Origin of the sequence: Zavarzinia sp. CC-PAN008, assembly GCF_051903925.1 — a bacterium.
In the GTDB taxonomy this organism is placed as follows: domain Bacteria; phylum Pseudomonadota; class Alphaproteobacteria; order Zavarziniales; family Zavarziniaceae.
The window spans coordinates 1,416,639-1,443,356 of sequence record NZ_CP173678.1; the positions used below are offsets into that span (position 1 = coordinate 1,416,639).

At 69.4% G+C, this 26,718-nt stretch carries 26 protein-coding genes and 1 riboswitch; of the genes, 17 read left to right on the forward strand and 9 right to left on the reverse strand.

Going from position 1 to position 26,718, the window contains the following annotated elements:
* Positions 1-242 precede the first annotated feature (242 nt).
* The 3 genes from ACI6GS_RS06700 to ACI6GS_RS06710 all read left to right on the forward strand — a co-directional run bounded on the left by ACI6GS_RS06700 (position 243) and on the right by ACI6GS_RS06710 (position 3,178).
* The gene (locus ACI6GS_RS06700) at positions 243-1,058 is read left to right on the forward strand and encodes a flagellin (RefSeq protein ID WP_439817007.1); all 816 of its coding nucleotides are present in this window, start codon (positions 243-245) and stop codon (positions 1,056-1,058) included.
* A 180-nt stretch (positions 1,059-1,238) separates the two neighbouring features.
* Positions 1,239-1,556: a hypothetical protein gene (locus ACI6GS_RS06705; RefSeq protein ID WP_439817008.1), complete on the forward strand. Its 318-nt coding sequence runs from the start codon at positions 1,239-1,241 to the stop codon at positions 1,554-1,556.
* A complete protein-coding gene (locus tag ACI6GS_RS06710) occupies positions 1,553-3,178 on the forward strand; it encodes a hypothetical protein (RefSeq protein WP_439817009.1) in 1,626 nt (541 codons plus the stop codon). The genes ACI6GS_RS06705 and ACI6GS_RS06710 overlap by 4 nt, the downstream gene beginning before the upstream one ends.
* A 10-nt stretch (positions 3,179-3,188) precedes the next feature.
* On the opposite strand, the gene ACI6GS_RS06715 is transcribed toward ACI6GS_RS06710, so the two are convergent.
* The 3 genes from ACI6GS_RS06715 to ACI6GS_RS06725 form a co-directional block, all read right to left on the reverse strand.
* Positions 3,189-4,172, reverse strand: a complete 984-nt coding sequence (locus ACI6GS_RS06715) for a glycosyltransferase family 2 protein (RefSeq protein WP_439817010.1) — start codon at positions 4,170-4,172, stop codon at positions 3,189-3,191.
* A 152-nt stretch (positions 4,173-4,324) separates the two neighbouring features.
* Positions 4,325-4,981 (reverse strand): GNAT family N-acetyltransferase, encoded by a 657-nt coding sequence (locus ACI6GS_RS06720; protein WP_439817011.1) that lies wholly within the window; start codon positions 4,979-4,981, stop codon positions 4,325-4,327.
* A gap of 1 nt (position 4,982) precedes the next feature.
* Positions 4,983-5,453 carry a GcrA family cell cycle regulator gene (locus tag ACI6GS_RS06725; protein WP_439817012.1) on the reverse strand — a complete coding sequence of 157 codons (471 nt, stop codon included), beginning with the start codon at positions 5,451-5,453 and terminating at the stop codon, positions 4,983-4,985.
* Between the two features lie 372 nt (positions 5,454-5,825).
* Between ACI6GS_RS06725 and ACI6GS_RS06730 the strand changes: the two genes are divergently transcribed.
* From ACI6GS_RS06730 to ACI6GS_RS06740, 3 genes are all read left to right on the forward strand, one after another.
* Entirely contained in the window at positions 5,826-7,028 is a 1,203-nt protein-coding gene (locus ACI6GS_RS06730) for an aspartate aminotransferase family protein (protein ID WP_439817013.1), read from the forward strand.
* Positions 7,025-7,954 carry an ornithine carbamoyltransferase gene (gene argF, locus ACI6GS_RS06735; RefSeq protein ID WP_439817014.1) on the forward strand — a complete coding sequence of 310 codons (930 nt, stop codon included), beginning with the start codon at positions 7,025-7,027 and terminating at the stop codon, positions 7,952-7,954. Before ACI6GS_RS06730 ends, argF begins: the two co-directional genes overlap by 4 nt.
* 91 nt (positions 7,955-8,045) lie before the next feature.
* The gene (locus ACI6GS_RS06740) at positions 8,046-8,930 is read left to right on the forward strand and encodes an Hsp33 family molecular chaperone (RefSeq protein WP_439817015.1); all 885 of its coding nucleotides are present in this window, start codon (positions 8,046-8,048) and stop codon (positions 8,928-8,930) included.
* 18 nt (positions 8,931-8,948) lie between these two features.
* Here the strand turns inward: ACI6GS_RS06740 and ACI6GS_RS06745 are convergent, their stop codons facing one another.
* The 3 genes from ACI6GS_RS06745 to modB all read right to left on the reverse strand — a co-directional run bounded on the left by ACI6GS_RS06745 (position 8,949) and on the right by modB (position 11,440).
* Positions 8,949-9,437 carry a hypothetical protein gene (locus ACI6GS_RS06745; protein ID WP_439817016.1) on the reverse strand — a complete coding sequence of 163 codons (489 nt, stop codon included), beginning with the start codon at positions 9,435-9,437 and terminating at the stop codon, positions 8,949-8,951.
* A gap of 161 nt (positions 9,438-9,598) precedes the next feature.
* Positions 9,599-10,696, reverse strand: coding sequence for a molybdenum ABC transporter ATP-binding protein (gene modC, locus ACI6GS_RS06750; RefSeq protein WP_439817017.1), 1,098 nt, complete (start codon positions 10,694-10,696; stop codon positions 9,599-9,601).
* A 33-nt stretch (positions 10,697-10,729) separates the two neighbouring features.
* Positions 10,730-11,440 carry a molybdate ABC transporter permease subunit gene (gene modB, locus ACI6GS_RS06755; protein WP_439817018.1) on the reverse strand — a complete coding sequence of 237 codons (711 nt, stop codon included), beginning with the start codon at positions 11,438-11,440 and terminating at the stop codon, positions 10,730-10,732.
* Positions 11,441-11,629: 189 nt separating this feature from the next.
* Here modB and ACI6GS_RS06760 point away from each other — a divergent pair, with 189 nt between their 5' ends.
* A complete protein-coding gene (locus tag ACI6GS_RS06760) occupies positions 11,630-12,112 on the forward strand; it encodes an NUDIX hydrolase (RefSeq protein ID WP_439817019.1) in 483 nt (160 codons plus the stop codon).
* Between the two features lie 39 nt (positions 12,113-12,151).
* Here ACI6GS_RS06760 and ACI6GS_RS06765 read toward each other — a convergent pair whose 3' ends face one another.
* Positions 12,152-13,096 carry a hypothetical protein gene (locus ACI6GS_RS06765; protein ID WP_439817020.1) on the reverse strand — a complete coding sequence of 315 codons (945 nt, stop codon included), beginning with the start codon at positions 13,094-13,096 and terminating at the stop codon, positions 12,152-12,154.
* 263 nt (positions 13,097-13,359) lie between these two features.
* On the opposite strand from ACI6GS_RS06765, the gene hcaB reads away from it, so the two are divergent.
* From hcaB to ACI6GS_RS06810, 9 genes are all read left to right on the forward strand, one after another.
* Positions 13,360-14,202 carry a 3-(cis-5,6-dihydroxycyclohexa-1,3-dien-1-yl)propanoate dehydrogenase gene (gene hcaB / locus ACI6GS_RS06770; RefSeq protein WP_439817021.1) on the forward strand — a complete coding sequence of 281 codons (843 nt, stop codon included), beginning with the start codon at positions 13,360-13,362 and terminating at the stop codon, positions 14,200-14,202.
* A gap of 25 nt (positions 14,203-14,227) precedes the next feature.
* On the forward strand, positions 14,228-15,073 hold the full coding sequence (locus ACI6GS_RS06775) for an alpha/beta fold hydrolase (RefSeq protein ID WP_439817022.1): 846 nt from the start codon (positions 14,228-14,230) through the stop codon (positions 15,071-15,073).
* Between the two features lie 30 nt (positions 15,074-15,103).
* Entirely contained in the window at positions 15,104-16,468 is a 1,365-nt protein-coding gene (locus tag ACI6GS_RS06780; protein ID WP_439817023.1) for an aromatic ring-hydroxylating oxygenase subunit alpha, read from the forward strand.
* The gene (locus ACI6GS_RS06785) at positions 16,468-17,025 is read left to right on the forward strand and encodes an aromatic-ring-hydroxylating dioxygenase subunit beta (RefSeq protein WP_439817024.1); all 558 of its coding nucleotides are present in this window, start codon (positions 16,468-16,470) and stop codon (positions 17,023-17,025) included. The genes ACI6GS_RS06780 and ACI6GS_RS06785 overlap by 1 nt, the downstream gene beginning before the upstream one ends.
* A gap of 145 nt (positions 17,026-17,170) precedes the next feature.
* On the forward strand, positions 17,171-18,064 hold the full coding sequence (locus tag ACI6GS_RS06790; protein ID WP_439817025.1) for a VOC family protein: 894 nt from the start codon (positions 17,171-17,173) through the stop codon (positions 18,062-18,064).
* Positions 18,061-18,855 carry a 2-keto-4-pentenoate hydratase gene (locus tag ACI6GS_RS06795; RefSeq protein WP_439817026.1) on the forward strand — a complete coding sequence of 265 codons (795 nt, stop codon included), beginning with the start codon at positions 18,061-18,063 and terminating at the stop codon, positions 18,853-18,855. The genes ACI6GS_RS06790 and ACI6GS_RS06795 overlap by 4 nt, the downstream gene beginning before the upstream one ends.
* Positions 18,852-19,784, forward strand: a complete 933-nt coding sequence (locus tag ACI6GS_RS06800) for an acetaldehyde dehydrogenase (acetylating) (RefSeq protein ID WP_439817027.1) — start codon at positions 18,852-18,854, stop codon at positions 19,782-19,784. The genes ACI6GS_RS06795 and ACI6GS_RS06800 overlap by 4 nt, the downstream gene beginning before the upstream one ends.
* Positions 19,781-20,803, forward strand: coding sequence for a 4-hydroxy-2-oxovalerate aldolase (dmpG, locus tag ACI6GS_RS06805; protein WP_439817028.1), 1,023 nt, complete (start codon positions 19,781-19,783; stop codon positions 20,801-20,803). The genes ACI6GS_RS06800 and dmpG overlap by 4 nt, the downstream gene beginning before the upstream one ends.
* Positions 20,804-20,805: 2 nt before the next feature.
* Positions 20,806-21,546: an SDR family oxidoreductase gene (locus ACI6GS_RS06810; protein WP_439817029.1), complete on the forward strand. Its 741-nt coding sequence runs from the start codon at positions 20,806-20,808 to the stop codon at positions 21,544-21,546.
* A gap of 24 nt (positions 21,547-21,570) precedes the next feature.
* Here ACI6GS_RS06810 and metA read toward each other — a convergent pair whose 3' ends face one another.
* Positions 21,571-22,503 (reverse strand): homoserine O-acetyltransferase MetA, encoded by a 933-nt coding sequence (metA, locus tag ACI6GS_RS06815; protein ID WP_439817030.1) that lies wholly within the window; start codon positions 22,501-22,503, stop codon positions 21,571-21,573.
* Positions 22,504-22,552: 49 nt separating this feature from the next.
* Positions 22,553-22,662: riboswitch (SAM-I-IV-variant riboswitch) on the reverse strand.
* 72 nt (positions 22,663-22,734) lie between these two features.
* Positions 22,735-23,676: an AraC family transcriptional regulator gene (locus ACI6GS_RS06820; protein ID WP_439817031.1), complete on the reverse strand. Its 942-nt coding sequence runs from the start codon at positions 23,674-23,676 to the stop codon at positions 22,735-22,737.
* Between the two features lie 209 nt (positions 23,677-23,885).
* Here ACI6GS_RS06820 and ACI6GS_RS06825 point away from each other — a divergent pair, with 209 nt between their 5' ends.
* Complete coding sequence (locus tag ACI6GS_RS06825) at positions 23,886-26,717, forward strand: monovalent cation/H+ antiporter subunit A (RefSeq protein ID WP_439817032.1); 2,832 nt, start codon at positions 23,886-23,888, stop codon at positions 26,715-26,717.
* Position 26,718 lies beyond the last annotated feature (1 nt).

A 26,718-nucleotide genomic window follows, 5' to 3' on the forward strand; every position in this document is an offset into this window, starting at 1 on the left:
GCGCCAAGTCCCTTTCCTCCGCGCCCCGCCCGGCAAGGCTTGCCGGGCGGGCGCGGCAGGACTTGCCGGGAAGCGGCAGTTTTTGCCGGGTGCCCGGCAGGAATTTCCCAGCAGGCCAAGGCATCCGGTTCTCGTCCACTAAGCAGAATCAATGACTTGAGTTGGGGAGGCCGGTCTGGCACGCCCCTTGCTCTCGTTGGTCGTGGGCAAAACGCCCATGCAGCATCCAGAAGGACGCGATCATGGTTCTCTCGATCAACAACAACTACTCCGCCGCCATCGCCCTCCAGAACCTGAACTCCACGAACAGGAACCTGGAAACCACCCAGAGCCGCATCAACACCGGCCTGAAGGTGTCGACCGCCAAGGACGACGGCGCCATCTACGCCATCGGCGAGATCACCAAGGGCGAAGTCTCGGGCCTGCAGGCGGTCCGTGGCGTCATCTCGAACGGCGAGTCGATCGTGGGTGTTGCCCTCGACGCCGGCAAGCAGGTCAACGGCATCCTGAACGAGATGCTGAAGAAGGCGGTTTCGGCCACCGACGCGACGCTGACCACCGCGCAGCGCACCGCCCTGGTCGACGACTTCACCGCCCTGCGCAGCCAGATCGCCAACATCGTCAACAACGCCGAGTTCAACGGGCAGAACCTGCTGGGCACGTCGGCCGCGACGATCGAGGTCAAGATCAACACCAATGGCGGCGTGCTGACGGTCACCGCCCGCACCCTGACGGCCGAAGCGCTGAGCATCGACAGCTCCGCCCTCGACTCGATCGCCAATGCCTCGGCGGCGGTGTCGGCGGTGAAGGCGGCCATCGGGTCGGCGGCCTCGAAGCTGGGCAACCTGGGCGCCAATGCGCGGTCCCTGGAAGCCAACAACAACTTCATCGGCTCGCTGATCGACGCCAACAACAAGGCCGTCAGCAACCTGGTGGATGCCGACCTGGCCGAAGAGTCCGCACGGCTCCAGGCGCTGCAGATCAAGCAGCAGCTGGGCGTCCAGGCGCTCTCGATCGCCAACCAGGCACCGCAGACCCTGCTGTCCCTGTTCCGCTAAAGGTTTCAAGGGGCCGGGCTTTTCGCCCGGCCCCCCTTTTCGCAACACGCTGCAAGGATCTAGACTGGGCCCGGCCAGACCGGCCCGATTTCAGAACTGCGGAATGCCATGGACGCGATTGCTCTCCCCACAGGGCCGAGAGTTGCTCCGCAAGCGGAGCGTCCCGCGCCCACGATTCAAGTGCCCGCGTCCCTGCGCGGAACCGGCGGCCGGGAAACCCGCGCCACCGAACGCCCCGCCGAGGCGGAAGTGGCCGCCCCCGAGGTGCCGCAATCGCAAGGCGGCGACCGGGGCCCGCAGGAACAGACGTTCCCCGTCTTCCTGGACCCCAATGTCCGGCTGCGCGTGGAGTACGACAAGGACGCCGAGCGCTTCGTCTATTTCGGTGTGAACGTCGATTCGGGCGAGGTGATCGTCCAGTACCCGCAGGACGAGGTCCTGCGCCGCATCCAGGCCAGCCGGAGCCATCTCGGTCTGTCGCTGGACAAGCAGGTTTGAGCGCGCCGCCCCCCGGCCCGCGCGACGGCCCGGCCAGCGAGCCCTCTGCCGGTCCCGGACCGGTGGAGCCTTCGGCGTCGGCCGTGGAGCCGCCGCTGGAGCCGGGCGAGGTGGCCCAGCGCATGCAGGACGCGCTGCGCCTGGCGGGCGAGCGCTTTTACGGCGCGGCCATGGACGCCCTGGCAGACCTGAAGCTGGCGGCACCCGGCAATCCCCTGCCGCTCTATGGCCTGTCCCAGGTCTTTCGCATCAGCGGGCGGGCCGACGACGCCGACCGGCTTCAGGCGGTCGCCTTTTCCGCGCCGCCGGATTCGGTCGAGGCGTTCCGCTTCGGCGGCCATGCCCTGCGCAATGCCGAGCGTTTCGCCGCGGCCGCCCGCTTCCTGGGCCGCGGGGTGGAACTGCACCCCGACGAGCCGGACCTGTGGGTGAGCCTGGCCCTGACCGGCGACGGGCGCAACGATCCCGACTTCGCCATGCGCTGCTATCGCCGGGCGCTGGAGCTGAAGCCGGGCCTGACGCTGGCCTGCGCCAATCTGGGCCTGCTGCTGTTCGAGAAGGACCTGCTGGACGAGGGTATCGCCCTCTATGACAAGGCGCTGGGCGATACCGACAACGCGCCGCAGATCCGCTTCAACCGCTCATTGTGCCTGCTGGCGGCGGGCCGCCATGCCGAGGGCTGGGCCGATTACGAGGCGCGCCTGGCCCCCGTCCTGCCCAGCAGTGCCATCCGCCATCACCGCCTGCCGCGCTGGGACGGCGGCGACCTGTCGGGCCGCAGCATCCTGGTCTGCGCCGAGCAGGGCATCGGCGACGAGATCCTGTTTGCGCGCGGCACGCTGGACGTGATCGAGCGCGCCGGCCGGGTGGTGGTGGAGTGCCACCCGAAGCTGGTGCCCATCTTTGCCCGCTCGTTCCCCAAGGCCGAGGTGCGGGGCAATGTCCACCGGGCGGAGTCGGGCCGCTTTGCCTACTATTATGACTGGCTGCGCACGATGCCGCCGATCGACTGCTACATCGAGGCGGGATCGATCGTCCACCTGGCGCACCAGGGCCGTCTGCCCCTGCGCGATCCGCCTGGCTACCTGGTGGCCGATCCGGTGAAGCGGGCGCATTGGCACGACCGCCTGGCCGCCCTGGGCCCGCAGCCCAAGGTCGGCATCTGCTGGCGCAGCCAACTGCATACCGGCAAGCGCAGCCGCTTCTATTCCAGCCTGGAGGATTGGGGCCCCGTCTTCGCCCTTCCGGGCATCACCTTCGTCAACGTGCAGTACGACAAGTGCGGGCCGGAACTGGCGATGATCCGCGAACGCTTCGGCGTCACGGTCCACGACTTCCCCGAGATCGACCACAAGAACGACCTGGACACCGCCGCGGCGCTGGCCGCTGACCTGGACCTTGTCATCTCGGCACCGACAGCGGTGGCGGCCATGGCGGGCGCCCTGGGCGTGCCGACCCTGGTCCTGGGCAACCAGCGCCCTTGGCTGCCGCTGGTTGACGGCTGCTACACCTACCAGCCCAGCGTGCGGGTCATCTTCCCCGACACGCCCGGCGACTGGCCCAACGCCATCGCCAAGGTGGCCGACTGGTTGCCCCGCACCTTGGAGGCCCGGGCGCGCTGAGGGCGCCCGTTCAGGGCCGACCCGGCTGCCAGGCGGGATAGCGCAGGTAGTTCAGGCGCTTGGCCTCGCGGCGGCCGCGCGCGACGCTGTCCAGGATGAAGCCGATGGCCGAGGACAGGAAGGCCAGCCCCATGATGGCGGTCGACAGCACCGCCGTCGGCAGCCGTGGCACCAGGCCAGAGCGCGCGAACTCGACGAAGATCGGCACCGCCAGGATCAGCGACAGCAGCGCCAGCAGCGCACCGGCCAGGCTAAAGAAGAGGAAGGGCTTCTCTTCCTTGAACAGGATGATGATGGTGCGCAGGATCCGACAGCCGTCGCGATAGGTCGCCAGCTTGCTGGTCGACCCCTCCGGCCGTGCGCCATAGGGCGTCTCGACCTCCGTCACGGGCATGTTCAACTGCAGCGCGTGGACGGTCAGCTCGGTCTCGGTCTCGAACCCGGTGGCCAGGGCTGGAAACGACTTCACGAAGCGGCGCGAGAACACGCGATAGCCAGACAGCATGTCCTGGAAGCGATTGCCGAAGATCTGCGCCACGCAGCCGGTCAGCAGGCGGTTGCCGAAGCGGTGGCCGGGCCGGTAGACGGCGGGATCGGTGCCGGTGTCGCGCCGGCTGCCCACGACCATGTCCAGCTGGTCGCGCAGCAGGGCATCGACCAGGGCCGGGGCGCTTGGCGCGTGATAGGTATTGTCGCCATCGGCCATCACATAGACGTCCGCCTCGATGTCCGAGAACATGCGGCGGACGACGTTGCCCTTGCCCTGAAGGCGCTCGCGCCGGACGACGGCCCCGGCGGCGGTCGCCACGGCCACGGTCCCGTCGCGCGAGTTGTTGTCATAGACATAGATTGCGGCATCGGGCAGAGCAGCGCGGAAGGCGGCGACCGTTTCCCCGATCGTCCGTTCCTCGTTATAGCAGGGCAGCAGGACGGCGATGCGGGGCAGGGGCCGCCCCTGAGCGGTCAGGTTCGAGGCGTGATCTGCGCCGTCCATGCCATCCATCCAAGTGTCCCGATCTGCCCCGACCATGCGTGGCGCGCCATGTTTCCAGGATCGCAGCCCAGGGTCACGCATCCAATGCGTGGCGGCCGCGTGACCGGGAAAAGCATGGCGCCCGGGACACGCAGCCACGCGGCGACGGAGGTTCAGGCCGGCAGCAGGGGGACGTGGGCCGCGGCGTCGCGCGGCAGCAGGCCGTCCAGGCGCGGGTCAGGCGTCACCTCGACCATCACGGCATAGGGCCGGAAACCGGAGCGCTGGTAGAAGCCGATCGCGGACGGATGGTCCAGGGTGCAGGTATGCACCCAGAAGCGGTCGATGGGGGCCGCCCAGGCCCGCGCGATGGCGGCATCCATCAGGCTGCGGCCCAGGCCGGCGCCGATCGCCCCCGCCGCCAGGCCGAAGAAGGCCAGTTCGCACTGCCCGGCCTGCCGGAAGTCCAGTTCCAGGATCCCGACCCGCTCGCCCGCATTCTCAAGGGCGAACACCTCGACCGCGGGATGATGCAGGATCGCGGCCAAGTCTGGGCGGGGCATCGCCAGCCGGGAGTACCACAACCAGTCGGCGCCGACCTTGCGATAAAGAGCAAGGTACTCGTCCACATCCGGCTGCGGCAGGGCCACCAGCGCGAAGGGCGCCGCAAAACCACGGCCGGGCCGGGCCGGGGGTGGCTCCCGCATCTCGAGGCAGGTCACCACATTGGCGATGTGTCCGGGGGCCAGGGCGTGATAGCCCAGGCCCAGGGCGGCGTCGCTGGCGGCCAGTCCGTCGATATTGCGGCCGGGCGCCGGCGCCTTCGTCATCTCAGCCGACGCGGCGGCGATCCCGCTTCGGCACGGGCTGGTAGGCCTTGGCCGCATGCTCCGCGCAATAGGGCGTGGTGGAGACGGTCTTGCGGCCGCAGAAGAAGAAGCCTCCATCCTGCGGTTCGCCCACCGGCCACTTGCACATGCGCTCCTTCATGCCCATCAGGCTGACGCGCGCCATCGGCTCCGGCTGCTCGGCCGCGGGGGCCGGCACGGGGACGGGGCGCGGGCGCGCCGGGATCGGCTGCGGAGCGGCCGCGACGACGGCGACGACCGGCCGTGGCGCCGGGGCGCGCTTGGGCCGCTCTGCCCGGACGGGCGACGGCCGGCCGCCCAGGCCCAGGCGATGGACCTTGCCAATCACCGCGTTGCGCGTGACGTCGCCCAGCCGGGCGGCGATCTGGCTGGCACTCAGGCCTTGCTCCCACAGGTGCTTGAGAGTGGAAATCCGCTCATCCGTCCAAGCCATGGAAGCCCCCAGTTCTCTCCAGCCCGCCGGCCGTGAGGCACAATATCTCGCACCCACATGGTGGCGCCACACAAGATAGCAGCCCGAATCAAATATCTTGTGGATAAGTCAACGGGTCCTGCAATCCATTGAATCACGCCAAGGGGATAGCGTTCCCACTTGAGGATTTGATTCAGCAAGGCCCGACGGGGCTGCGTCCCATCCTTGGCCGACCGGTGCGGCCAGCCCGGCCGGGGGCGCGCAGATTGCACAGATGCCAGTATTTGACAAGGGGGCCGGGCCTCCCGATACTCCATCGCTTTCCAACGCGGACCCAGGGCAGATCAGTCCAGATCAATGCCTTAGCGCCGCGTCTTCATGGGGAGCACTGTCGTGATTGATGCTGTCCTGCCGACCTACGCGCGGGCTGACCTTGCCTTTGAGAAGGGCGAGGGGGCGTGGCTGGTGGCGACGGATGGCCGACGTTATCTCGACTTTGCCGCCGGCATCGCGGTCGATGGCCTGGGCCATGGCCACCCCCACCTGGTCAAGGCCCTGACCGAGCAGGCGGGCAAGCTGTGGCATGTCTCGAACATGTTCCGCATCCCCGGCCAGGAGAAGCTGGCGAAGCGCCTGGTTGCGGCAAGCTTTGCCGACAGCGTCTTCTTCTGCAATTCAGGCGCGGAAGCGATCGAATGCTCGCTCAAGATGGCGCGCCGCTATCATTGGGGCGAGGGCAATCCCGAGCGCTACCGCATCATCACGTTCGAGGGCGCCTTTCACGGGCGCACCCTGGCGACCATCGCCGCGGGCGGCCAGGCCAAGCACCTGGAGGGCTTCGGTCCCGCCATGGACGGCTTCGACCAGGTTCCGTTTGGCGACCTGAAGGCAGTGAAGGCGGCCATTGGCCCGCACACCGCCGGCATCCTGGTCGAGCCGATCCAGGGCGAGGGCGGCATCCGGCCGATCCCGCCGGAGACGCTGCGGGCCCTGCGCGCCATCGCGGACGAAGCGGGCATCCTGCTGCTGCTGGACGAGGTGCAATGCGGCGTCGGTCGGACCGGCAAGCTCTTCGCCCATGAATGGGCGGGTATCGCGCCCGACATCATGGCTGCAGCCAAGGGCATTGGCGGCGGCTTCCCCCTGGGTGCTGCGCTGGCGGTGGAAAAGGTGGCGAAGCACATGACCGCGGGCAGCCACGGCTCGACCTATGGCGGCAACCCGCTGGCCATGGCGGTGGGCAATGCCGTGCTGGACGTGATCCTGGAGGACGGCTTCCTGGACCGCGTGCTGCAGGTGGCGGGTCACCTGCGCCAGTCCCTGGGGGCCATCGTCGAGGCCCATCCCGACGTCGTCGAGGGCGTGCGTGGCGAGGGCCTGATGCTTGGCCTGAAGGTGAAGCCGGAGAACCGCGCTGTGGTCGGGGCCCTGCGCGAGGCCGGGATGCTGGTGGTGGCGGGCGGCGACAACACGATCCGCCTGGTGCCGCCCCTGGTCATCGGCGAGCCCGAGATCGCCCGCGCGGTCGAGATCATGGACGCGGCCTTCACCCGCCTGGCACCGGCCTCAGCTGTCAAGGTGGCCTCGGTCGCATGAGCGCGCCGCGCCACTTCCTGGACCTGGATGCGGTTCAGGGCACCGACCTGCGCTCCATCCTGGACTGGTCGATGCGGGCCAAGCAGGCGCGCAACGGCGCGCCGCGCGGCGCCGCCGACGCCGACCGGCCGCTGGCCGGGCGCCTGCTGGCCATGGTGTTCGAAAAGCCCTCGACCCGCACCCGTGTCTCGTTCGACGTGGCGATGCGCCAGCTGGGCGGCGAGACCATGCTGCTGAGCGGGGCCGAGATGCAGTCCCGCCGGGGCGAGACGATGGCCGACACCGCGCGCGTCCTGTCGCGCTATGTCGATGCGATCATGATCCGCACGACGCGCCACCAGAACCTGCGTGAACTGGCGGACAACGCGACGGTGCCCGTCATCAACGGCCTGACCGACTGGAGCCATCCCTGTCAGCTGATGGCGGACGTGATGACCTTCGAGGAGCACAAGGGGCCGATCGGCGGGCGCACCATTGCCTGGCTGGGCGACGGCAACAATGTCGCCCGGACCTGGATCCAGGCGGCCGCCCGCTTCGGCTTCACGCTGAAGCTGGCCTGCCCGGAATCGCTTGCGCCGTCGGAACAGATCCTGGGCTGGGCCCGGCGCGAGGGGGCCGACGTCCAGCTGACCCGCGACCCGGTGGAGGCGGTGACCGGCGCGGACTGCCTGGTCACGGACACCTGGGTGTCGATGGGCGACGACCAGACGGAGCGCCGGCACAACCTCCTGGCGCCCTATCGCGTCGACGCGCGGCTGATCGGCCAGGCGAAGCCGGACGCCATCTTCATGCACTGCCTGCCCGCCCATCGCGGCGAGGAGGTCACGGCCGAGGTGATCGACGGCCCCCAATCCGTCGTCTGGGACGAGGCGGAGAACCGCCTTCATGCCCAGAAGGGTGTCCTGGCCTGGTGCCTGGGCGCCTGACGCCGACGCCTTGAACGAACCGGGTCGCGACCCTAGGTCAGGGCGTCAGCCGGGCGGCGGGACCGCCGCCCGCAACAGGAAGCCTTGAGCGATGACGACCGAGACACATGCGCTGCCCGACGACCTGGTCCTGCCGTTCCAGGTCGACAGCCTGGACCTGCGCGGCCGCCTGGTCCGCCTGGGGGCGCTGATCGACACGGTCCTGTCGCGCCACGATTATCCACCGGCGGTGTCGCGCGCGCTGGGCGAGGTGATCCTGATCGCCGGCCTGGTGGGCAATGCGCTCAAGTTCGACGGCACCTTCACCGTGCAGACCAAGGGCGACGGGCCGCTGTCCATGATCGTCGCCGACTTCGCGACGCCGGGCGCCCTGCGCGGCTTTGCCCAGTTCGACGCGGAAGCGGTGGCCCGCCTTGGCCCCCGCCCGAGCATGGCCGCCCTGATGGGCAAGGGCTACCTGGCGCTGACCATCGACCAGGGGCCGCAGACCGACCGCTACCAGGGCATCGTGCCGCTGGAAGGGCCCAGCCTGGCCGCGGCGGCCGAGGGCTATTTCCGCACCTCGGAACAGGTGCCGACCACGCTGGTCCTGGCGGTCGAGAAGCTGGGCGGACGCTGGCGCGCCGGCGGCGTCCTGGTCCAGCTGCTGCCGGCGCAGTCGCGGCTGACCACCCCGGCGGAGCAGCAGGAGCATTGGGATCGCGGGGCAGCCCTTGTCGGCACCACCTCGGCCCATGAGCTGACCGATCCCGACCTGGCGCCGGAACAGTTGCTCTGGCGCCTGTTCCATGAGGATGGCGCCCGGGTCAGTCCCGCCCTGCCCCTGGCCGTGGGCTGTCGCTGCAGTCGCGAGCGGATCGCGACGGTGCTGGACGCCTTCACGCCCGAGGAGCGAGAGGACATGACCGTCGACGGCCGCATCGTGGTCACCTGCGAGTTCTGCAGCGCCGCCTTCGCCTTTCCCCAGGCCGCCTGAGCCGCCCAGGGGCCGAGATCAGGCGCCTGGGGGGCCGTTCTCGTTGTCGGGGATCAGGATGCCGGGGGTGACGATGTCAGGCCGCACCACGGGCCGGTGGGTGGGCGAGCGCATCATCAGCGCATAGGCCGCCTGCCGTGCGGTGACGGACTGGTAGAAGCGGTTCAGCTCGCTGGCCGTCAGGTCCTCGCCATAGCAGGCCATGGCGATGGCAATGGGTGGCGATACCAGGCCCGCCGCGCCGTGCACCGTGCCCGTCTCGCCCATGCGGGCGCAGGAGGTGTATTCCTGCGACAGCCAGGGGCTGAGGAAGATGTCGTCCGCGGCGTCCGCCCGGGGAAACTGGGTCGCGGCGATGGCGCGTGCGACCGCGGCGCTGGTCGCGCGGATCACGATCGGACCGCGATAGGGCACACCCGACCAGGCATGCCGCCGGGCATCGACGGGGGCCAGGATCCACAGGAAAAGCTCGCCCGGCCGTTCCCGCATGGTGACATCGAAAGGCATGTGGCACTCCAGGACACGCACCAATAAACAACACCACTACGGTGAACTGGTTGCTTCAGCGCAAAGAACTGACCTGAGAAATTGCCTCAAATTTCCAGGATGTATAGTGAATGATCGTAAATCATGAAGTAAAAATATGCGTTTTAGGTGAGTGTTTTCCGTCATGCGGGATTGGCGTCGGGCCGCCCGGCGATCAGGGCGGGGTCGATGCCCACCGCCTTGACGATGGCAAAGACCTGCGCACCGGGTGATAAATCCAGGATTTCCATGGACTTTCGCGTCACCAGGGCGGGCACCTGAACCGCCCCGCAGGCCAGGGTGACCAGGACCGATGTCGGGCCCCATGGGACCAGCTGCGTCACGGTGCCACGCAACACGTTGAGCGCGGACAGGCCCGCGGGTGCCGCGCGTGCCAGCATGATGTCGCGCGCCGCCAGGTGCAGGCGCAGGCGCCGGCCCGGGGCCAGGTCCACCGTCGGGACCAGCAGCGGGCCCGCCGGCGTGTCGACCTGGGTCAGGCCGTAGTCGACATCCTGGGCGATGACGTGGCCGGTCAGCACAACGCCTGGCGGCGCGCCGGCGGCGCCCTGCTGGCCGATCACCGCTTCGGCCGGGCCAACTGCCGTGACCCGCCCCGCCTCCAGGCGCACGACCGTGTCGGCCAGGCGCAGCACCTCGCCCAGGGCGTGGCTGACATAGACGATGGACAGCCCCGCCTGGTCGCGCAGGCGCTCGACATAGGGCAGGATCTCCTGCTTGCGCGCCTCGTCCAGGGCGGCCAGGGGCTCGTCCATCAGCACCAGCCGCGGGCCCATCAGCAGGGCCCGGCCCAGTGCCACGCGCTGCTTCTCGCCGCCCGACAGCGTGCGCGGGCGGCGACCCAGCAGGGTCTCCAGGCCCAGCAGCGCGATCACGGGCCCGATGGCGGGCAGGGCCGCACCGCGCGGCGCGAACAGCCGGCCATAGAGCAGGTTCTGGCGCACGCTGAGGTGGGGGAACAACTGGCCATCCTGGAACACCATGCCGATGCGCCGGCGGTGCGGCGGCGCGAAGCGGCCTTGCGTCGTGTCGACCAGGACCTGGCCATCGGCCACGATCCGCCCCGCCTGCGGCCGGGCCAGGCCGGCGATCAGGCGGACCAGCGTCGTCTTGCCGGCGCCGGACGGGCCGAACAGGGCGGTGACGCCGGGTCCGGCGGTGAACGCGACATCCAGCGTGAAGTCGCCCTGGGCATGGCGGACCGCCACCTCAAGCGTCATCGCGGTGCCTTCCCCGCCAGCCGGCGCGACAGGTCATTCCGTCTGGCCCAGGCGGTGCGCGGCGCGTCTGGCCAGCGCTTCCGACGCCACCAGCGCCGCGAAGGACAGCGCGATCGACACCAGCGTCAGGCGCAGGGCTGCCGCCTCACCCCCCGGCACCTGGAGCAGGGCGTAGATCGCCGTGGGCAGGGTTTGCGTCTCGCCCGGGATGTTGGAGACGAAGGTGATGGTGGCGCCGAACTCGCCCATCGCCTTGGCGAAGCCCAGCACGGCGCCGGCGATGATGCCCGGCACCATCAGCGGCAGCGTGATGGTCAGGAAGACCAGCGCCGGCCGCGCCCCCAGCGTGGCGGAGGCCTGTTCCAGGCGGCGGTCGATGCCCTCCGCCGACAGGCGGATGGCGCGCACCATTAGCGGGAAGCCCATCACCGCGCAGGCCAGCACCGCCCCGGTCCAGCGGAAGGCCAGCACGATGCCCAGGTGCTCCGCCAGGAATGTACCGATCACGCCGCGCCGGCCAAAGGCGATCAGCAGAAGATAGCCGGTCACGACCGGCGGCATGATCAGCGGCAGGTGGACCAGGGCGTTCAGCACGGAATGGCCCCAGAAGCGACCGCGTGCCAGGACAAGGGCGACCGCCACCGCGACCGGCAGGCTGGCCAGGGTGGCCCAGAACGACACTTTCAGGCTGAGGCGGATCGCGTCCCATTCCTGGGGACCCAGGCCCAGTGCCGCTGCCTCCACCGTGTCCGCCCCCGTGCCCGCACCGGTCGCTATATCCGCACGGTCATAGCGCGGGGGCAAGCCGGCAGTGTGATGTGAACACCATTGCGCGCGGCCTTTGCCACGGGCGACAATGCCGGAATCGGGTGCAATCCGCCCCGCGAACGCGGGGGGACGGCAGATGTCGCCATGGAGGCGCAAGGACAGTCAGTGAAGAAGGGTCGGCGCGTTCAGCTTGCAGCCCTGCCGTTTCGTCTGGTCGACGGTCAGTTGCAGATCCTGCTGATCACCTCGCGCGAGACCCGCCGCTGGGTGATTCCCAAAGGCTGGCCGGAGCGCCGGGTGCCGCCCCATGTCCAGGCCGCGCGCGAGGCGCACGAGGAGGCGGGCCTGATCGGCCGCATCGCGACCGAGCCGGTGGGCCAGTACCGCTACCTGAAGCGGTTGGACGATGGCAGCCTGCGCCCCTGCCAGGTCGATGTCTTCCTGTTCGACGTGACCGAGGAACTGGACGACTGGCCAGAGCGGCACGAGCGCGAGAAGCGCTGGATGACGCCCCAGGAAGCCGCGCAGGCGGTGGTCGAGGGCAGCCTGTCGGAACTGATCCTGGCCATTGCGCGCATCCATGCGGGCAGCGCGCCGCCCGCCGGCGACGAGCCGCAGCCCCCCCTGGTTGTCGCGACCGTCCACTGACGCGCGGCCGTCCGCGTCCGCACAACGGGCGCCACGGGGTCAGGCAGCATCGCGCCGGCCCAGGTCCAGCACGATCTCCGCCAGGGGCAGCAGGCCCGTCCCCAGGCGCGGTGGCCAGCGCAGCAGGTGCACCGGCACGCGCGTCGCCAATGCCGCGGCGGTGCGGAAGCACAGGGCCTGGGTCCCCGTCACGCGGGCAAAGCCGCTGCCGTAAATGAACCGGTTGATGACCATCGCGGCCTCTCCCCGCTTCAGCCGTGTGACCTGTGGCGCGGTCAGCGAGCGGTCGCGCACCAGGGCCACCACCGTGCCCAGCGGCAGGGGCTGGTGGCGGAACGGGGTCGCCGCGTCCAGCTTGAACTTCTCGACATTCGGGCGGATGCGGGCGGCGGGGTCGATGCCCTGGTCCAGCATCGCGGCCGCGTCGGACCACAGGTTCGAGGCGGGAAAGCTGGGCATGGCGAGCAGGCTGGCCGGCTCCACGGCCAGGATGTCGTCCGTCACCTGGGCCAGGCCGCGCTGGATCAGGCTGCGCGCCGTGGTCGATTTGCCGGCACCGGACGCGCCCGTCAGGGCCAGGACCTGGCCGCCCAGGTCCAGCCCGCTGGCGTGCATGGGCACCAGGCCGCGCTGGTGGCACAGCACCCCCAGCCCCATGCCGAAGGCGTAGTATTCGACCTGGGTCGCCGGCGCGCCGGGCCGCGCGTCGATGACGATGTGCCTGCCGTCGCGGATGGCGATGCGGGCAATGTCGGGATGGTCGATCAGGGCTTCCCCCGGATCCAGGATGCTGAGCACCGAACTCTGGTAGAGCGGCGTGGCTGTCGCCGGCGCCACCGGGCCGAACCGAACGCTGATGTCGGGCGGCCGGGGCGGCGCCATGCCGGTGGGCCATGGCACCAGCGTGGCGATCGGACGTTCCGCCACAACGCGCCAGCCGCACAGCAGATAGGCATGGGGCAGGGCCGCGTCCTCCGCCCTCATGATTGCCCGCCTGCTGCCCGGCCCGGGTCACTGGTCACGCTGCATGTCCTTCCTGCCAGGGGCAGCGGACTATCCCGGGTCCGTGCCGCCGGGGCAAGGCCAGCCATCGCCTCCGACGGATTGATTAACCGTGCGTTCGGTCAGTGAATCTGAACGTTCGATCAATGCGCCTTGCCGTCCTTTGTCTAGGATCAATGCATCGAACGGCGTTCAGCGGGCGCCTTCGCCAAGGCAACGGCGTCGGCCAACGGGAAGGAACACGGATGGGACGGCTGGAGGGTCAGGTAGCCCTAGTCACCGGCGGCGCCTCTGGCCTGGGCCATGCGATCGTGGAGCGTTTCGTGGCCGAGGGTGCGCGCGTCGGCGTCCTGGACCGCTCGGCGGAACGTCTGGCCGGGCTGGCCGCGGCATTCGGCGGTGCGGTCTGCGGCACGGTGGGCGATGTGCGCGCCCTGGCCGACAACCGCCGCGCGGTCGAGGACGTGGTCGACCGCTTCGGCCGGCTGGACTGCCTGGTGGGCAATGCGGGCGTTTGGGACTTTGGCACCCCGCTGGTCGACCTGGACGACGACAAGGTCGATGCCGGCTTCAGCGAACTGTTCGACATCAACGTCAAGGGCTACCTGCTGGCGGCCAAGGCAGCGCTGAAGCCACTGGTCGAATCCCGCGGGTCGATGATCTTCACCGTCTCCAATGCCGGCTTCTACCCGGCTGGCGGCGGGCCGCTCTACACCGCCTCGAAGCACGCCGTGGTCGGCCTGATCCGGCAGCTGGCCTTTGAACTGGCGCCGCATGTGCGGGTCAACGGCGTGGCGCCCGGCGGCATCGCGACCGACCTGCGCGGGGCCGCAGGCCTGGGCCTGGCCGAAACCTCGATCGCCTCCGTGCGCGAGGGGCTGGAGCATTTCGGGCGCGAGGTGACGCCGATCGGCCGCCTGCCGACACCCGCCGAATACACCGGCGCCTATGTCTTCTTCGCCAGCCGCGGCGACACAGTGCCCACGACCGGCGCCGTTCTGAACCATGACGGCGGCGTGGGCGCGCGGGGCTTTGCCAGTGCGGCCGGCGGCCATGACCTGATCCAGAAACTGGGCCTGACGCGCTGAGCCCGACAGACCAAGGGGAAACGCAATGAACGCAGCAACCGACCTCGAAACCTCGTCCAGCCGCTTCGTCACCGTCGACGGCATCCGCATCCACTATAACGAGGTGGGGGAGGGCACCCCCCTCGTCCTGATCCATGGCAGCGGGCCCGGCGCCTCCGGCTGGGCGAACTTCAGCCGCAACATGGGCCCACTGTCCAAGTCCTATCGCGCGATCTGCGTCGACCTGCCCGGCTTCGGCAAGTCGGACATGAAGCCGGCGGGCGTGCCCATTCCCGGCTGGTGGGCCGAGAAGATGGGCCAGTTCCTGGATGCCCTGGGGATCGAGAAGGCGCACTTCATCGGCAATTCGCTGGGCGGCGTGATCTCACTGAAGCTGGCCTTGACCCGGCCGGAGAAGGTCGGCCGCATGGTCCTGATGGGCACGGGCGGCAGCCTGCCGCTGTTCACGCCCTGGCCGACGGAGGGGATCAAGGCGATCCTGGGCTATTACGAAGGCACCGGCCCCTCGATCGACCGGCTGCGCGCCTTTGCCCAGCAGTTCGTCTACGACCCCAGCCAATTGACCGACGAGCTGCTGGAGAAGCGGCTCAAGGCCTCGCTCGACCCGCGCATCGTCGCCAATCCCCCCATGCGCTTCACCCCCGGCATGGTGCTGGAGGAGGTGTGGCGCGACGCAGGCCTGGCCCGCCTCCCGCACGAGACGCTGATGATCTGGGGGCGGGAGGACCGCGTCCTGCCCCTCGACAGCGCCTTCGTCCTGCTGAAGCAGATCCCCCGCGCCCGCCTTCTGGTCATGCCCCAGTGCGGCCACTGGGCCCAGTGGGAGCATGCCGACGAGTTCAACGCCACCGTCACCGGCTTCTTCGGCTGAACGCACAGCCCAACCACCAGGGAGGCAGGCATGGGACTGACCACGCAAGGGCCGGCGCAGTGGGATGACGCGGCCCTGGGCCAGCTGTTCGACGCCGAACGCGGCCTGATCGACCGCCGCATCTATGCGGACGAGGCGATCTACAAGCTGGAAATGGAGCGGATCTTCGCCCGTGGCTGGAACTTCATGTGCCACGAGACGCAGATCCCCAATGTCGGCGACTACTTCATCAACTATATCGGCGAAGATCAGGTGATCGTCGTTCGCGACGAAACGGGCAAGGTCAACGTCATGCTCAACACCTGCCGGCACCGGGGCAATGCCCTGTGCCGGGCCGAGCAGGGCAATACCAAGTCCTTCGTGTGCAGCTATCACGGCTGGAACTATGCGCTGGACGGTCGCCTGGTCGGCCTGCCCGGCCAGCGCGCCTATTACCGCGATGGGGTGGACAAGGGCGACTGGGGCCTGGCCCACGCGGCCAAGGTCGAATCCTATCTCGGCTTCTACTTCGCCACCCTCGACCCCGAAGCCCCGCCGCTCCATGACTTCCTGGGCGAGGTGGGGCGCGCCGGCCTTGGCATGTGCGCCTCCCATGGTCCGTTCGAGGTGGTGGACGGCATCCAGCGCAACGTCATCGACTGCAACTGGAAGATCGCGGTCGACAACCTTTACGACTGGTACCACGTCATGTACAGCCATGGCGCGTCCCAGGCGACGGGCCTGCTGGACCTGGCCAAGGCGCTGCATCCGGCCGACCAGATGGTCATGCTGGGGGCCTATGGCCACGGCATTGGCGGCCCCGTCATCCCGCGCGATGTCCTGGCGGGCTACCGCTCAGGGGACGAGGCGGGACGCGCCGCGTTCCTGGACTATATCGGCCCCAACATCCAGGCGGCGCGGCCCGAATCCGCGACCGAGCTGCTGGGCCAGGCGGGCTTCCGCTCCATGGGCCATCCCAGCATCTTCCCCAACCTGTGGATCGCCATCGGCGGCCAGATCATGTGCCTGCGCCTGCCCCGCGGCCCCAACCAGACCGAATTGTGGTGGTTCACCATGATGCCCAAGGGCATGCCCAAGGAGGAACGGCGCCAGGCCGTGCGCTTCGTCAGCCGCGTCTTCGGCCCGGCCGGCATCCTGGAACAGGACGACGGCGAGAACTGGAGCCAGTCGACCCGCGCCGCCCGCGGCTTTGCCAGCAGCCGCCTGCCCCACAACGTGCAGATGGGCCTGGGCAAGGACACGACCCAGCACGAGGACGGCCAGACCTTCATCGAATCGCCGATCAGCGAGCACGGCCAGCGTTGGACCTATCGCGCCTGGAGCGAGTGGATGCGCGCGCGCAGCTGGCCCGAACTGATCGCCACCCATTCCCAGCCTCCCAGGGGGGTCGTGTGATGCAGGCCACGGCGCTGAAGGATGCCCCGCAAGGGGTGCATGGCGACCTGCTGGCGCGCATGGCGCTGCAGTACGAGGTCGAGCAGTTCCTCTATCACGAGGCGGCCCTGCTGGATGCGCGGCGGTTCCGCGACTGGTTCGCGCTGGTGGCGCCCGACATCCACTACTGGATGCCGATCCGGCGCACCGTCACCAGCGACAACCTGGACCGCGAGTTCACGGCGCTGGGCGACGTCGCCCTCTATGACGAGGACTACGTCTATCTGGAGGGGCGGCTGCGCAAGATGGAGGCCGGCTCCAACTGGGCGGAGGAGCCGCCGTCGCGCACCCGCCACCTGATCAGCAACGTGCGGGTCCTGGAGGTGGCGGGGGACGAGGTGCAGGTCGAATCCTGCTTCCACCTCTACCGCTCGCGGCTGGAGACGGAATCGAGCGCCTGGTTCGGCCGCCGCGACGACACGCTGCGCCGCCACCAGGGCAGCTTCCAGATCGCCCGCCGCCACATCTTCCTGGACCAGACCCTGATCCGCGCCACCAACATGAGCGTGCTGTTCTAGGGGGCATCAAACCTCACCTCTCATCCCCGCGCAGGCGGGGATCCAGGGGCCGCAAGCGCAGGTCCATGTTGCCCTGGATCCCCGCCTGCGCGGGGATGAGCGGATAAAATTTGGACAAGAGAACACGTCCTCGAAGGAGACGACCATGAGTGTCAGGGCGCTCGGCTATGCCGGGTTCAGCGTGAAGGATGTGGCGGCCTGGCGTGGCTTTGCCGAGGGCGTCCTGGGTGTTGCCGTGGAGGAGGCGGAGGACGGGGGCTTGCGCCTGCGCGTCGACGATCGCGCGTGGCGCATCGCGGTCGAGCCGACGGGTGCTGACGACCTTGCCTATCTCGGCTTCGAGGTGGAAGGACCGGCGGCACTGAAGGAACTGGCCGCGCGCCTGGTCTCGGCCGGTTACACGGTCGAGGCGGATGACGACCTGGCGGCGAAGCGGGGCGTGATCGCCCTGTCGCGCTGCATCGGGCCCGCCGGCATTCCGGTCGAGTTCTACTGGGGCGGGACCCAGGCGGGCGAACGGCCCTTCGTCTCGCCGCAAGGGGTGCGCGGCTTCGTGACGGACGGCCAGGGATTTGGCCATGTCGTCCTGGCGACGCCCGACATCGCCCAGGCGCGCCGCTTCTTCGAGGACCTGCTGGGGTTCCGCCTGTCCGACGTCATCGACTTCGCGCCGGTGCCCGGCATTTCGCTGCGGCTGGTGTTCCTGCACTGCAACCCCAGGCATCACACGGTCGCCCTGGCGCCGATGCCGGCTCCGAAGCGCCTGCACCATTTCATGCTCCAGGCCGCCGATTTCGACGACGTGGGCCGGGCGATGGACCGCGCCCGCAAGGCTGGCACGCCCTTCGCCAACGGCCTGGGCAAGCACACGAACGACGAGATGGTCTCGTTCTATCTGGTGACGCCGTCCGGCTTCGAAGTGGAGTTCGGCTTTGGCGGACGCGAGATCGACGACGCCACCTGGGTCCCCGGCCGCCACACGGCGACCAGCACCTGGGGCCACGAACGGCTGGTTGGCGCGCCCGGAGCCGGGGAATGAGCGGCCTCGACAGCGCCCTGGTCGCGCGTGCCGCTGATGCCCTGGCCCAGGCCCGTCGCGATCGCATGGCGATCGCACCCCTGGGGCCCAGCATGGGCCTGACCGACGTCGCCACGGCCTATGCGGTGCAGGAGCACAACACCGCCCGCTGGCTGGCGGAGGGCCGGCGTATCGTGGGGCGCAAGATCGGCCTGACCTCCAAGGCGGTGCAGGTCCAGCTGGGCGTGGACCAGCCCGACTACGGCATGCTGTGGGCCGACTGGGCCTTTGCCGAGGGGGAGGCGATCCCGGCGGGGCGCATGATCCAGCCAAAGGCGGAAGCCGAGATCGCCTTCGTCATGGACCGGGCGCTGGACGATCCGCAGGCCAGCCTGGCGGACGTGATGCGGGCCATCGCCTATTGCGTGGCGGCGGTCGAGGTCGTGGACAGCGCCATCGCCGACTGGAAGATCACGCTGGCCGACACGGTCGCCGACAATGCCTCTGGCGCCGGCTTCGTCCTGGGCACAGGGCCGCGGCGCATCACGGACGTCGACCTGCGCCTGTGCGGCATGGTCATGGCCAGGAATGGAGAGACGGTGTCGACCGGCGTGGGGGCCGCCTGCCTGGGCCATCCGCTGAACGCAACGCTGTGGCTGGCGCGGACCATGGCGCAGGCCGGCCGGCCGCTGCAGCCGGGCGACATCGTCCTGTCTGGCGCGCTGGGGCCCATGACCAATGTCGTGGCTGGCGACCGCGTCCATGTCGAGATCCAGGGCTTTGCCCCGCTCAGCCTGACGTTCGGGCCATGAGCCGGACACGGGTTGCGATCATCGGCACGGGCAATATCGGCACCGACCTGATGATCAAGGTGATGCGCCTGTCGCAGCACCTGGAAATGGGCGCCTTTGTCGGCATCGACCCGCAGTCCGATGGCCTGGCCCGCGCCCGCCGCCTGGGCGTGCCGGTGACCGACCAGGGGCTGGAGGGCCTGCTCGCCATGCCCGGCTTCGACCAGATCGGCATCGTCTTCGATGCGACCTCGGCCGCCGCCCATGCCCGCCACGACGCGGCGCTGCGGGCGGCGGGAAAGCAGGTGATCGACCTGACGCCCGCGGCCCTTGGCCCCTATGTCGTGCCATCCGTGAACCTGGACGCGCACCTGGGCGCCCCCAACCTCAACATGGTGACCTGCGGGGGCCAAGCGACCATTCCCATCGTCGCGGCAGTCGCCAGCGTTGCCCCCGTCGCCTATGCCGAGATCGTGGCCTCCATCGCCTCGAAGTCGGCAGGCCCCGGCACGCGCGCCAATATCGACGAGTTCACCGAAACGACCTCCCGCGCGATCGTCGAAGTCGGCGGCGCCGCCCGCGGCAAGGCGATCATCGTCCTGAACCCGGCGGAGCCGCCGCTGATCATGCGCGATACCGTCTATTGCCTCTGCGCCGACACCGACCCCGCCGCCGTCATCGCGGCGGTCGAGGCCAAGGTGGCGGAGGTCCAGGCCTATGTCCCCGGCTACCGCCTGAAGCAGGCCGTGCAGGTGGAGCGGATCGGCCATAACGATCCCCTGCACATCCCCGACATGGACGGCCCCCAGACCGGGCTGAAGGTCACCGTGTTCCTGGAGGTGGAGGGGGCCGCCCACTACCTCCCCGCCTATGCCGGCAACCTGGACATCATGACCTCGGCCGCCCTGCGCACGGCGGAGCGGCTGGTCGCCCGGAGGGTGGCGGCATGACTCCCGCGACAAAGCTCTACATCCAGGACGTCACCCTGCGCGACGGCATGCATGCCATCCGCCACCGCTACTCGCTGGACCACGTCCGCGCCATCGCGCGCGCCCTGGATGCGGCAAGGGTCGACGCGATCGAGGTGGCGCATGGCGACGGGCTGTCCGGCTCGTCCTTCAACTACGGCTTCGGCGCCCATACCGACTGGGACTGGATCGCCGCGGTGGCAGAGGTGCTGCAGCATTCGGTGCTGACCACGCTGCTGCTGCCCGGCATCGGCACGGTGCACGATCTGAAACGCGCGCATGGCCTGGGCGTCCGCTCTGTCCGCATCGCCACCCACTGCACGGAAGCCGACGTCGCCAGGCAGCACATCGCCGCGGCCCGCGATCTCGGCATGGACGTCTCAGGCTTCCTGATGATGAGCCATATGAGCCCGCCCGAGGCCCTGGCGGCACAGGCGAAGCTGATGGAATCCTATGGCGCGCAGTGCGTCTACGTCACGGACTCGGGCGGCGCGCTGACCATGGATGGGGTGCGGGAACGGCTTGAGGCTTATGACCGCGTGCTGAAGCCGGACACGCAGCGCGGCATCCATGCCCACCACAACCTGAGCCTGGGCGTCGCCAACTCCATCGCAGCGGTGCAGGCCGGCGCCATCCGGGTGGACGCGTCGCTCGCCGGGATGGGGGCAGGGGCGGGCAATGCTCCGCTGGAGGTGTTCATCGCGGCGGCCGACGCCTATGGCTGGGAGCATGGCACCGACCTTTTCGCCCTGATGGACGCGGCCGAGGACCTGGTACGGCCCCTGCAGGACCGGCCGGTGCGGGTCGACCGGGAGACCCTGAGCCTGGGTTATGCCGGCGTCTATTCCAGCTTCCTGCGCCATGCGGAGAAGGCGGCGGCGGCGCATGGCCTGGACGTCCGCACCATCCTGCTCGAACTCGGCCGCAGGCGCATGGTCGGCGGGCAGGAGGACATGATCCTGGACGTGGCCCTGGACCTTGCTCGCGTGAAGGGGGCGTGAGGATGTCCGATCGGCTGGCAGCCAAGGTCGCCCTGGTCATTGGTGGCTCACGCGGCATCGGACGGGCCATCGCGCTTCGCCTGGCGCGGGATGGTGCCGATGTCGCCATTACCTATGCCCGCAATGCCGAAGCGGCGCGGTCCGTGGTGGCCGAGGTACAGGCACTGGGCAAGCGTGGCATGGCACTGCCCTGCGACCTGATGCGGATCGAGACGATTCCACCCGTGTTCCAGGCGGTCATCGACGGCATGGGGCCGTTGGACATCCTGGTGAACAATGCTGGCGTCGGCGTGGGTGGGCCCTTCGCGGCCACGACCGAACAGGCCTATGACGGGCTGTTTGCCGTGACCAAAGGCGTGTTCTTCAGCCTGAAGGAAGCGGCCGGGGTCCTTGCCCCGAACGGCCGGATCATCAACTTCTCAACCGGCCTGACGCGGAACTGGGCGCCCCAGGCCGCGGCCTATGCCGGGTCCAAGGCAGCAGTCGAACAGTTCACCCGGTCCCTTTCCAAGGAACTTGGACCACGCGGGATCACCGTGAACGTCGTCCTGCCGGGCGTGATCGAAACGGACATGACGGCCGCCATGCCGATCGAGCGCAAGGAACAGAGCCGGCAGCAGACCAGCCTTGGTCGCCTGGGCCAGCCTGAGGACATTGCCGACGTCGTGGCCTTCCTGGCAAGCCACGATGCGCGCTGGATCACTGGCCAGCTGATCGTCGCCAACGGCGGCAGCACCCCCTGACAGGGGCCGCCGCCGGCGGGATCGTCAGGCCGCCTGCGAGGTGCTGCCGATGCCCGCGATCTCGTAGGGCGTGGTCTGATAGATCTCGTTGATCCAGTTGCCGAACAGCAGGTGGGCGTGGCCGCGCCAGACGTTGACCGGCGCACGCCGCGGGTCGTCGCCGGGGAAGTAGTTGCCGGGCAGCTGGATCGGCGTGCCGGCCGACACGTCGCGGAAGTATTCGTCCGCGAGTGAGGTCGTGTCGTACTCGACATGGTTGAACATGTGCAGCGAGCGGTGACAGGTGTCGTCGAGCAGGCACAGGCCCGCTTCCTCGCTCTCGGCCAGGACGACGATGCCTGAATCGGCGGGCAGGTCGGCGCGCCGCACCTCGGTCCAGCGCGAGACCGGGATCACGAAGTCATCCGAGAAGCCGCGCAGGTAGGGCGAGCTGGGCACCAGGTTGCGATGGCGAAAGATGCCGAACGCCTTCGTCTGCAACTCGTGCTTGGGGATGCCATGGAAATGCCAGGCCGCGGCCTGGGCCGCCCAGCAGATGTTGAACGAGCGGTGCACATGGGTCTGGGTCCAGTCCAGGATGCGCCGCAGCTCGTCCCAATAGGTCACGTCCTCGAACGGCAGGCGCTCGACGGGGGCGCCCGTGATGATGAAGCCGTCGAAGCGTTCGCCCCGCACCTCGTCCCAGGGCCGGTAGAACGAGGCCATGTGGTCGGCCGGGGTGTTGCGCGAGACATGGTTGCTGATGCGCAGCAGGCTGAGCTCGACCTGCAGCGGCGTCGCCCCGATCAGGCGCGCGATCTGCGTCTCGGTGCTGATCTTGTTGGGCATCAGGTTCAGCAGGCCGATGCGCAAGGGGCGGATGTCCTGGCGTACGGCGTCCGTCTCGCGCATGACCATCACGCCTTCGGTCTCCAGCGTGCGGCGGGCGGGCAGGTCGTCAGGAATCTTGATCGGCATGGTCGCGTCGGCCCTTCAAAACGCATAGTTTCGTGGGGTGACGCTGTGGCGTGGTCCGTTTGGTTGCCGGAGCGGCCACATCCTTCCCTTCGGGGAAGCACCACCTTGCCCGGATCGGCAGGTTGGCGTTGGGCGTCACCCCAACTCTTGATGCAGGGCGATATCTACAGCCAAGTCGCCGGGAAAACAACTCCCCGTTCGGCGAGGCGGGCGCCGGCGTCCCGCCTGGCGCTAAAGATGGGCCTGGCGCCAGCGGCCGGGAGAGGTCCCGAAATGGCGGCTGAAGGCGCGGATGAAGGCGGCCTCCGAGCGGTAGCCCACGGCCTGCGCGACGTCGAGCAGGGTGCGCCGCCCGCCATTGAGCAGCGTCAGGCTGCGTTGCATGCGCATCCGGTTCAGGTATTGCAGCGGCGGCACGCCCAGCACGGCGGCAAATCGCACTGCGAATGCGGTGCGGCTGAGACCGGCAATATCGGCCAGGCGCTGCACGGTCCAGCCGCGGCTGAGGTCGTCATGCGCGGCGCTGACCGCGCGCAGGATGCGCTCGTCCCGCAGCACGCTGAAGGCGCCCTGGTCCAGTCCGTCGCGCAGGCTCGCCAGCTCGAAGCGCAGGAGCTGGATCACGATGATCTCCGCCACCCGCCGCTCGACCGCGTCGCGATCGAACTGGCTGGTGGTCAGTTCCGCCTCCAGCAGGGTCGAGATCGCCCGGAACAGGCGATCGAACGGGGCAAGGTCGGGGGGGATGAAGACAAAGGCATCGTTGCCCCCCATCAATGCCGCGGTGTGTCGTTCGATCCGTCCCATGATCAACTCGACCGCGCCGGCGGGGCAGGGCGTGCCGAAGGGGACCCGCGGCATCTCGCCATCGGGGACGGCGAAGGGCCGCTGCGGCGCGCTGCTCCAGGAATGGCGCACGCCGCGTTCCATCGCCATGGCGGTGCCGGGGGGCAGGTGGCGCGGCGCCGCGCTCGCCGGCTGTCCGCCGAACCATGCCTCGCCCGACCGCACGTAGTAGAATAGCGAGGCTGAGGTATCGATCACGTCGACATGGAACGGCGGCGCAAGCTGCACCAGGTCGAAGCGCACGCCGTCCATGCGCACGTCCGGGGCCCGGGCATACTCCTCCAGCCGGGGCACGATGGGCAGGCTCTTGGCGGGGGACTTGGGCACGGCGGGCCGGGCGGATTGGCGATGCCGGTCAGTGTGCCCGCCACACCATGGCGCGGCAATCCCGGCGCCGGCGCGCAGCAAAGCCGCGTGACAAGCACCGCGTCATCCGGCTATCAGGGTACCAGGGTGTCCCGCCAGGGCGGCGGAGGCAGGACAAGCGCTGGTCGGGCCGCCGCGCAGGAGTTCCTGTGCATGCGCGTCAGTCGCCCATGACCCTGTGGCTTGTCGCCCTTCTGCCGATCCTGGGTGCCGTCCTTCCGCCGCTGCTGATCCGCTCCGGCCGCGATGTGTGCGCCAATGCGACCGCCTTTGTCAGCCTGGCGGCGCTGGGCCTGCTGCTGTCGCGCGCGCCCGCCGTCCTGGCCGGCGGGGTCGACCGCGTGGTGGTGCCGTGGCTGCCCCAGGCCGGGCTCAGCTTCTCGTTCCGGCTGGATGGCCTCAGCCTGTTCTTTGCCGGGCTGATCCTGGTGATCGGCCTGCTGGTCATCGTCTATGCCCGGTTCTACCTGAACCGCGACGATCCCATGGGTCGGTTCTACGCCTATCTGCTGCTGTTCCAGGGGGCGATGCTGGGCGTTGCCCTGTCGGACAACGTGGTCCTGCTGCTGGTGTTCTGGGAACTGACCAGCCTGACCTCGTTCCTGCTGATCGGCTATTGGCGGGGCCAGGCCGATGCCCGGCGGGGTGCCCGCATGGCGCTGGTCGTCACCGGTGGCGGGGGCCTTGCCCTGATCGGCGGCCTGCTGCTGCTGGGCTCGATCGCCGGATCCTATGAGATTTCCGAGATCCTGGAGCGGGCCGAGGTCATCCAGGCCTCGCCCCTCTACACGCCGGCGCTGGTGCTGATCCTGCTGGGCGCGTTCACCAAGTCGGCGCAGTTCCCCTTCCATTTCTGGCTGCCGCACGCCATGGCGGCGCCGACGCCGGTTTCGGCCTACCTGCATTCCGCGACCATGGTGAAGGCCGGCATCTTCCTGCTGGCGCGGCTGTGGCCGGCCCTGGCGGGGACTGAGACATGGTTCCTGATCGTGGCACCCGTGGGCCTGGCCACCATGGTGATCGGCGCCTGGATCGCCCTGTTCAAGGACGACCTGAAGGGCATGCTCGCCTTCTCCACCGTCAGTCACCTGGGCCTGGTCACGATGCTCCTGGGCATGGGCACGCCGATGGCGGCGGTGGCGGCCGCCTTCCACATCCTGAACCACGCCACGTTCAAGGCCGCCCTGTTCATGAGCGCCGGCATCGTCGACCACGAGGCTGGAACCCGCGACATCCGCCGGCTGGGCGGCCTTGCCCGACTGATGCCGCTGACCGCGTCGCTGGCCATGCTGGCCGCGGCGTCGATGGCGGGCGTGCCGCTGCTGAACGGCTTCCTGTCCAAGGAGATGATGCTGGAGGAGGCAGCCCATACCGCCTATCCGGGGGCCGCATGGCTGTTCCCGATGGCGGCGACCGTGGGCGCGCTGCTGTCCGTCGCCTATTCCCTGCGCTTTGCGGTGGGCACCTTCCTGGGGCCGCGCCGGCGCGACTATCCGCACGCGCCGCACGACCCGCCGGCCGGCCTGTGGCTGCCCGTCGCCGTCCTTCTGGTCCCGGTCGTCGCGATTGGCCTGGCCCCGGACGCGGTCGCGGGTGCACTGGTCGCACTGGTGGCGGGGGCCATCGTGGGCGGCCCGCTGCCGGCGTACCACTTGGCGCTGTGGCATGGCGTGACGCCGGCCCTGGTGATGAGCGGCATCGCCTTTGCCGGGGGCGCCGCCCTGTTCCTGGCCCATCGCCCGGCCAATGCGCTGCGCCTGGCCCTGCCCCGTCCGGAGGCGCGCGCCCTGTTCGAAGGCGTGGTCGGGCTATCGGCCCGCGCCTCGTACCGCGCCGTCGCCTGGGTCCATGACGGCTGCCTGGCGCGCTATCTCCGCGTGATCGTCGCCGTCCTGGTGGCGGTCGGCGCCTATGGCGTGTGGACGAGCACGGGCGCACCCGGCACGCGCGCCACGCTGCCGGTCAGCGGCCCGGCCGTGGTCGCCTGGATCGCGTTGGTGGGCGTCAGCGCCGCTGTCGTCGTGCGCCATGGCGACCGGCTGCTGGCGCTGATCCTGACCAGCGTGGTGGGCGTGGTCGTGGCCCTGGTCTTCCTGCAGTTCTCCGCCCCCGACCTGGCGCTCACGCAGATCTCGGTCGACGTGGTCACCACGATCCTGATGCTGCTGGCGCTGAACCTGCTGCCCAAGCGCACGCCGGTCGCCGACACGACGCCGGCGCGCTGGGGCGATGGCGTGCTGGCCGGGGCCGCTGGCCTGGGCGTGGCCGGCCTGCTGTACAGCGTGATGACGCGCGACGGCACGACCATCGCCGACTATTACCTGGCCAATTCCAAGCCGGGCGGCGGCGGCACCAACGTCGTCAACGTGATCCTGGTCGACTTCCGCGGCTATGACACCTTTGCCGAAATCATCGTCCTGGGCATTGCCGCGGTCGCCATCTTTGCCCTGCTGGACATCAGCCTGAAGGGGGCGGCGCTGCGCCGCGTCCGTGCCCAGTTGCCGGCGGAGGAGGCGCGCGACACGCATCCGCTGGTCCTTGTGGTCACGGCGCGGGTCCTGCTGCCCCTGGCGCTGGTGGTTGGCGCCTATATCTTCCTGCGCGGTCACAACCAGCCGGGCGGCGGCTTCATCGCCGGCCTGATCGTGGCGATCGCCTTCATCATGCAGTACATCGCGTCCGGCTATGACTGGGCAGCGGAACGCCAGCGCATGGACGCGCAGGCCCTGATCGGCGCGGGCGTCGGCATCGCGGGCCTGGCCGGCATCGGTCCGTGGGTCTTCGGCCAGCCGTTCCTGACCAGCACGTTCGGCTATGTCCACCTGCCCGTGGTGGGCGAGTTCGAGCTCGCCTCCGCCATGATCTTCGACCTGGGCGTCTTCCTGACCGTGGTCGGCGTCATGATCCTGTCGCTGTCGCGCCTGTCGCGCATCGCCGAGCGGGTCGATCCCACGCCCGACAGCGGCCGCGCCATGGACGTGCCCCTGGAACGGGAGGCCTGAG

What these genes read in the sequence shown, in the direction of transcription:
- ACI6GS_RS06780 (WP_439817023.1), top strand. Translation starts at nt 15,104, where the DNA reads ATGGGACTGACCACGCAAGGGCCGGCGCAGTGGGATGACGCGGCCCTG.
- hcaB (WP_439817021.1), top strand. Translation starts at nt 13,360, where the DNA reads ATGGGACGGCTGGAGGGTCAGGTAGCCCTAGTCACCGGCGGCGCCTCT.
- ACI6GS_RS06810 (WP_439817029.1), top strand. Translation starts at nt 20,806, where the DNA reads ATGTCCGATCGGCTGGCAGCCAAGGTCGCCCTGGTCATTGGTGGCTCA.
- modC (WP_439817017.1), bottom strand. Translation starts at nt 10,696, where the DNA reads ATGACGCTTGAGGTGGCGGTCCGCCATGCCCAGGGCGACTTCACGCTG.
- ACI6GS_RS06720 (WP_439817011.1), bottom strand. Translation starts at nt 4,981, where the DNA reads ATGACGAAGGCGCCGGCGCCCGGCCGCAATATCGACGGACTGGCCGCC.
- ACI6GS_RS06795 (WP_439817026.1), top strand. Translation starts at nt 18,061, where the DNA reads ATGAGCGGCCTCGACAGCGCCCTGGTCGCGCGTGCCGCTGATGCCCTG.
- ACI6GS_RS06740 (WP_439817015.1), top strand. Translation starts at nt 8,046, where the DNA reads ATGACGACCGAGACACATGCGCTGCCCGACGACCTGGTCCTGCCGTTC.
- metA (WP_439817030.1), bottom strand. Translation starts at nt 22,503, where the DNA reads ATGCCGATCAAGATTCCTGACGACCTGCCCGCCCGCCGCACGCTGGAG.
- ACI6GS_RS06785 (WP_439817024.1), top strand. Translation starts at nt 16,468, where the DNA reads ATGCAGGCCACGGCGCTGAAGGATGCCCCGCAAGGGGTGCATGGCGAC.
- ACI6GS_RS06800 (WP_439817027.1), top strand. Translation starts at nt 18,852, where the DNA reads ATGAGCCGGACACGGGTTGCGATCATCGGCACGGGCAATATCGGCACC.
- ACI6GS_RS06790 (WP_439817025.1), top strand. Translation starts at nt 17,171, where the DNA reads ATGAGTGTCAGGGCGCTCGGCTATGCCGGGTTCAGCGTGAAGGATGTG.
- dmpG (WP_439817028.1), top strand. Translation starts at nt 19,781, where the DNA reads ATGACTCCCGCGACAAAGCTCTACATCCAGGACGTCACCCTGCGCGAC.
- argF (WP_439817014.1), top strand. Translation starts at nt 7,025, where the DNA reads ATGAGCGCGCCGCGCCACTTCCTGGACCTGGATGCGGTTCAGGGCACC.
- ACI6GS_RS06745 (WP_439817016.1), bottom strand. Translation starts at nt 9,437, where the DNA reads ATGCCTTTCGATGTCACCATGCGGGAACGGCCGGGCGAGCTTTTCCTG.
- ACI6GS_RS06715 (WP_439817010.1), bottom strand. Translation starts at nt 4,172, where the DNA reads ATGGACGGCGCAGATCACGCCTCGAACCTGACCGCTCAGGGGCGGCCC.
- ACI6GS_RS06725 (WP_439817012.1), bottom strand. Translation starts at nt 5,453, where the DNA reads ATGGCTTGGACGGATGAGCGGATTTCCACTCTCAAGCACCTGTGGGAG.
- ACI6GS_RS06765 (WP_439817020.1), bottom strand. Translation starts at nt 13,096, where the DNA reads ATGAGGGCGGAGGACGCGGCCCTGCCCCATGCCTATCTGCTGTGCGGC.
- ACI6GS_RS06775 (WP_439817022.1), top strand. Translation starts at nt 14,228, where the DNA reads ATGAACGCAGCAACCGACCTCGAAACCTCGTCCAGCCGCTTCGTCACC.
- ACI6GS_RS06825 (WP_439817032.1), top strand. Translation starts at nt 23,886, where the DNA reads ATGACCCTGTGGCTTGTCGCCCTTCTGCCGATCCTGGGTGCCGTCCTT.
- ACI6GS_RS06700 (WP_439817007.1), top strand. Translation starts at nt 243, where the DNA reads ATGGTTCTCTCGATCAACAACAACTACTCCGCCGCCATCGCCCTCCAG.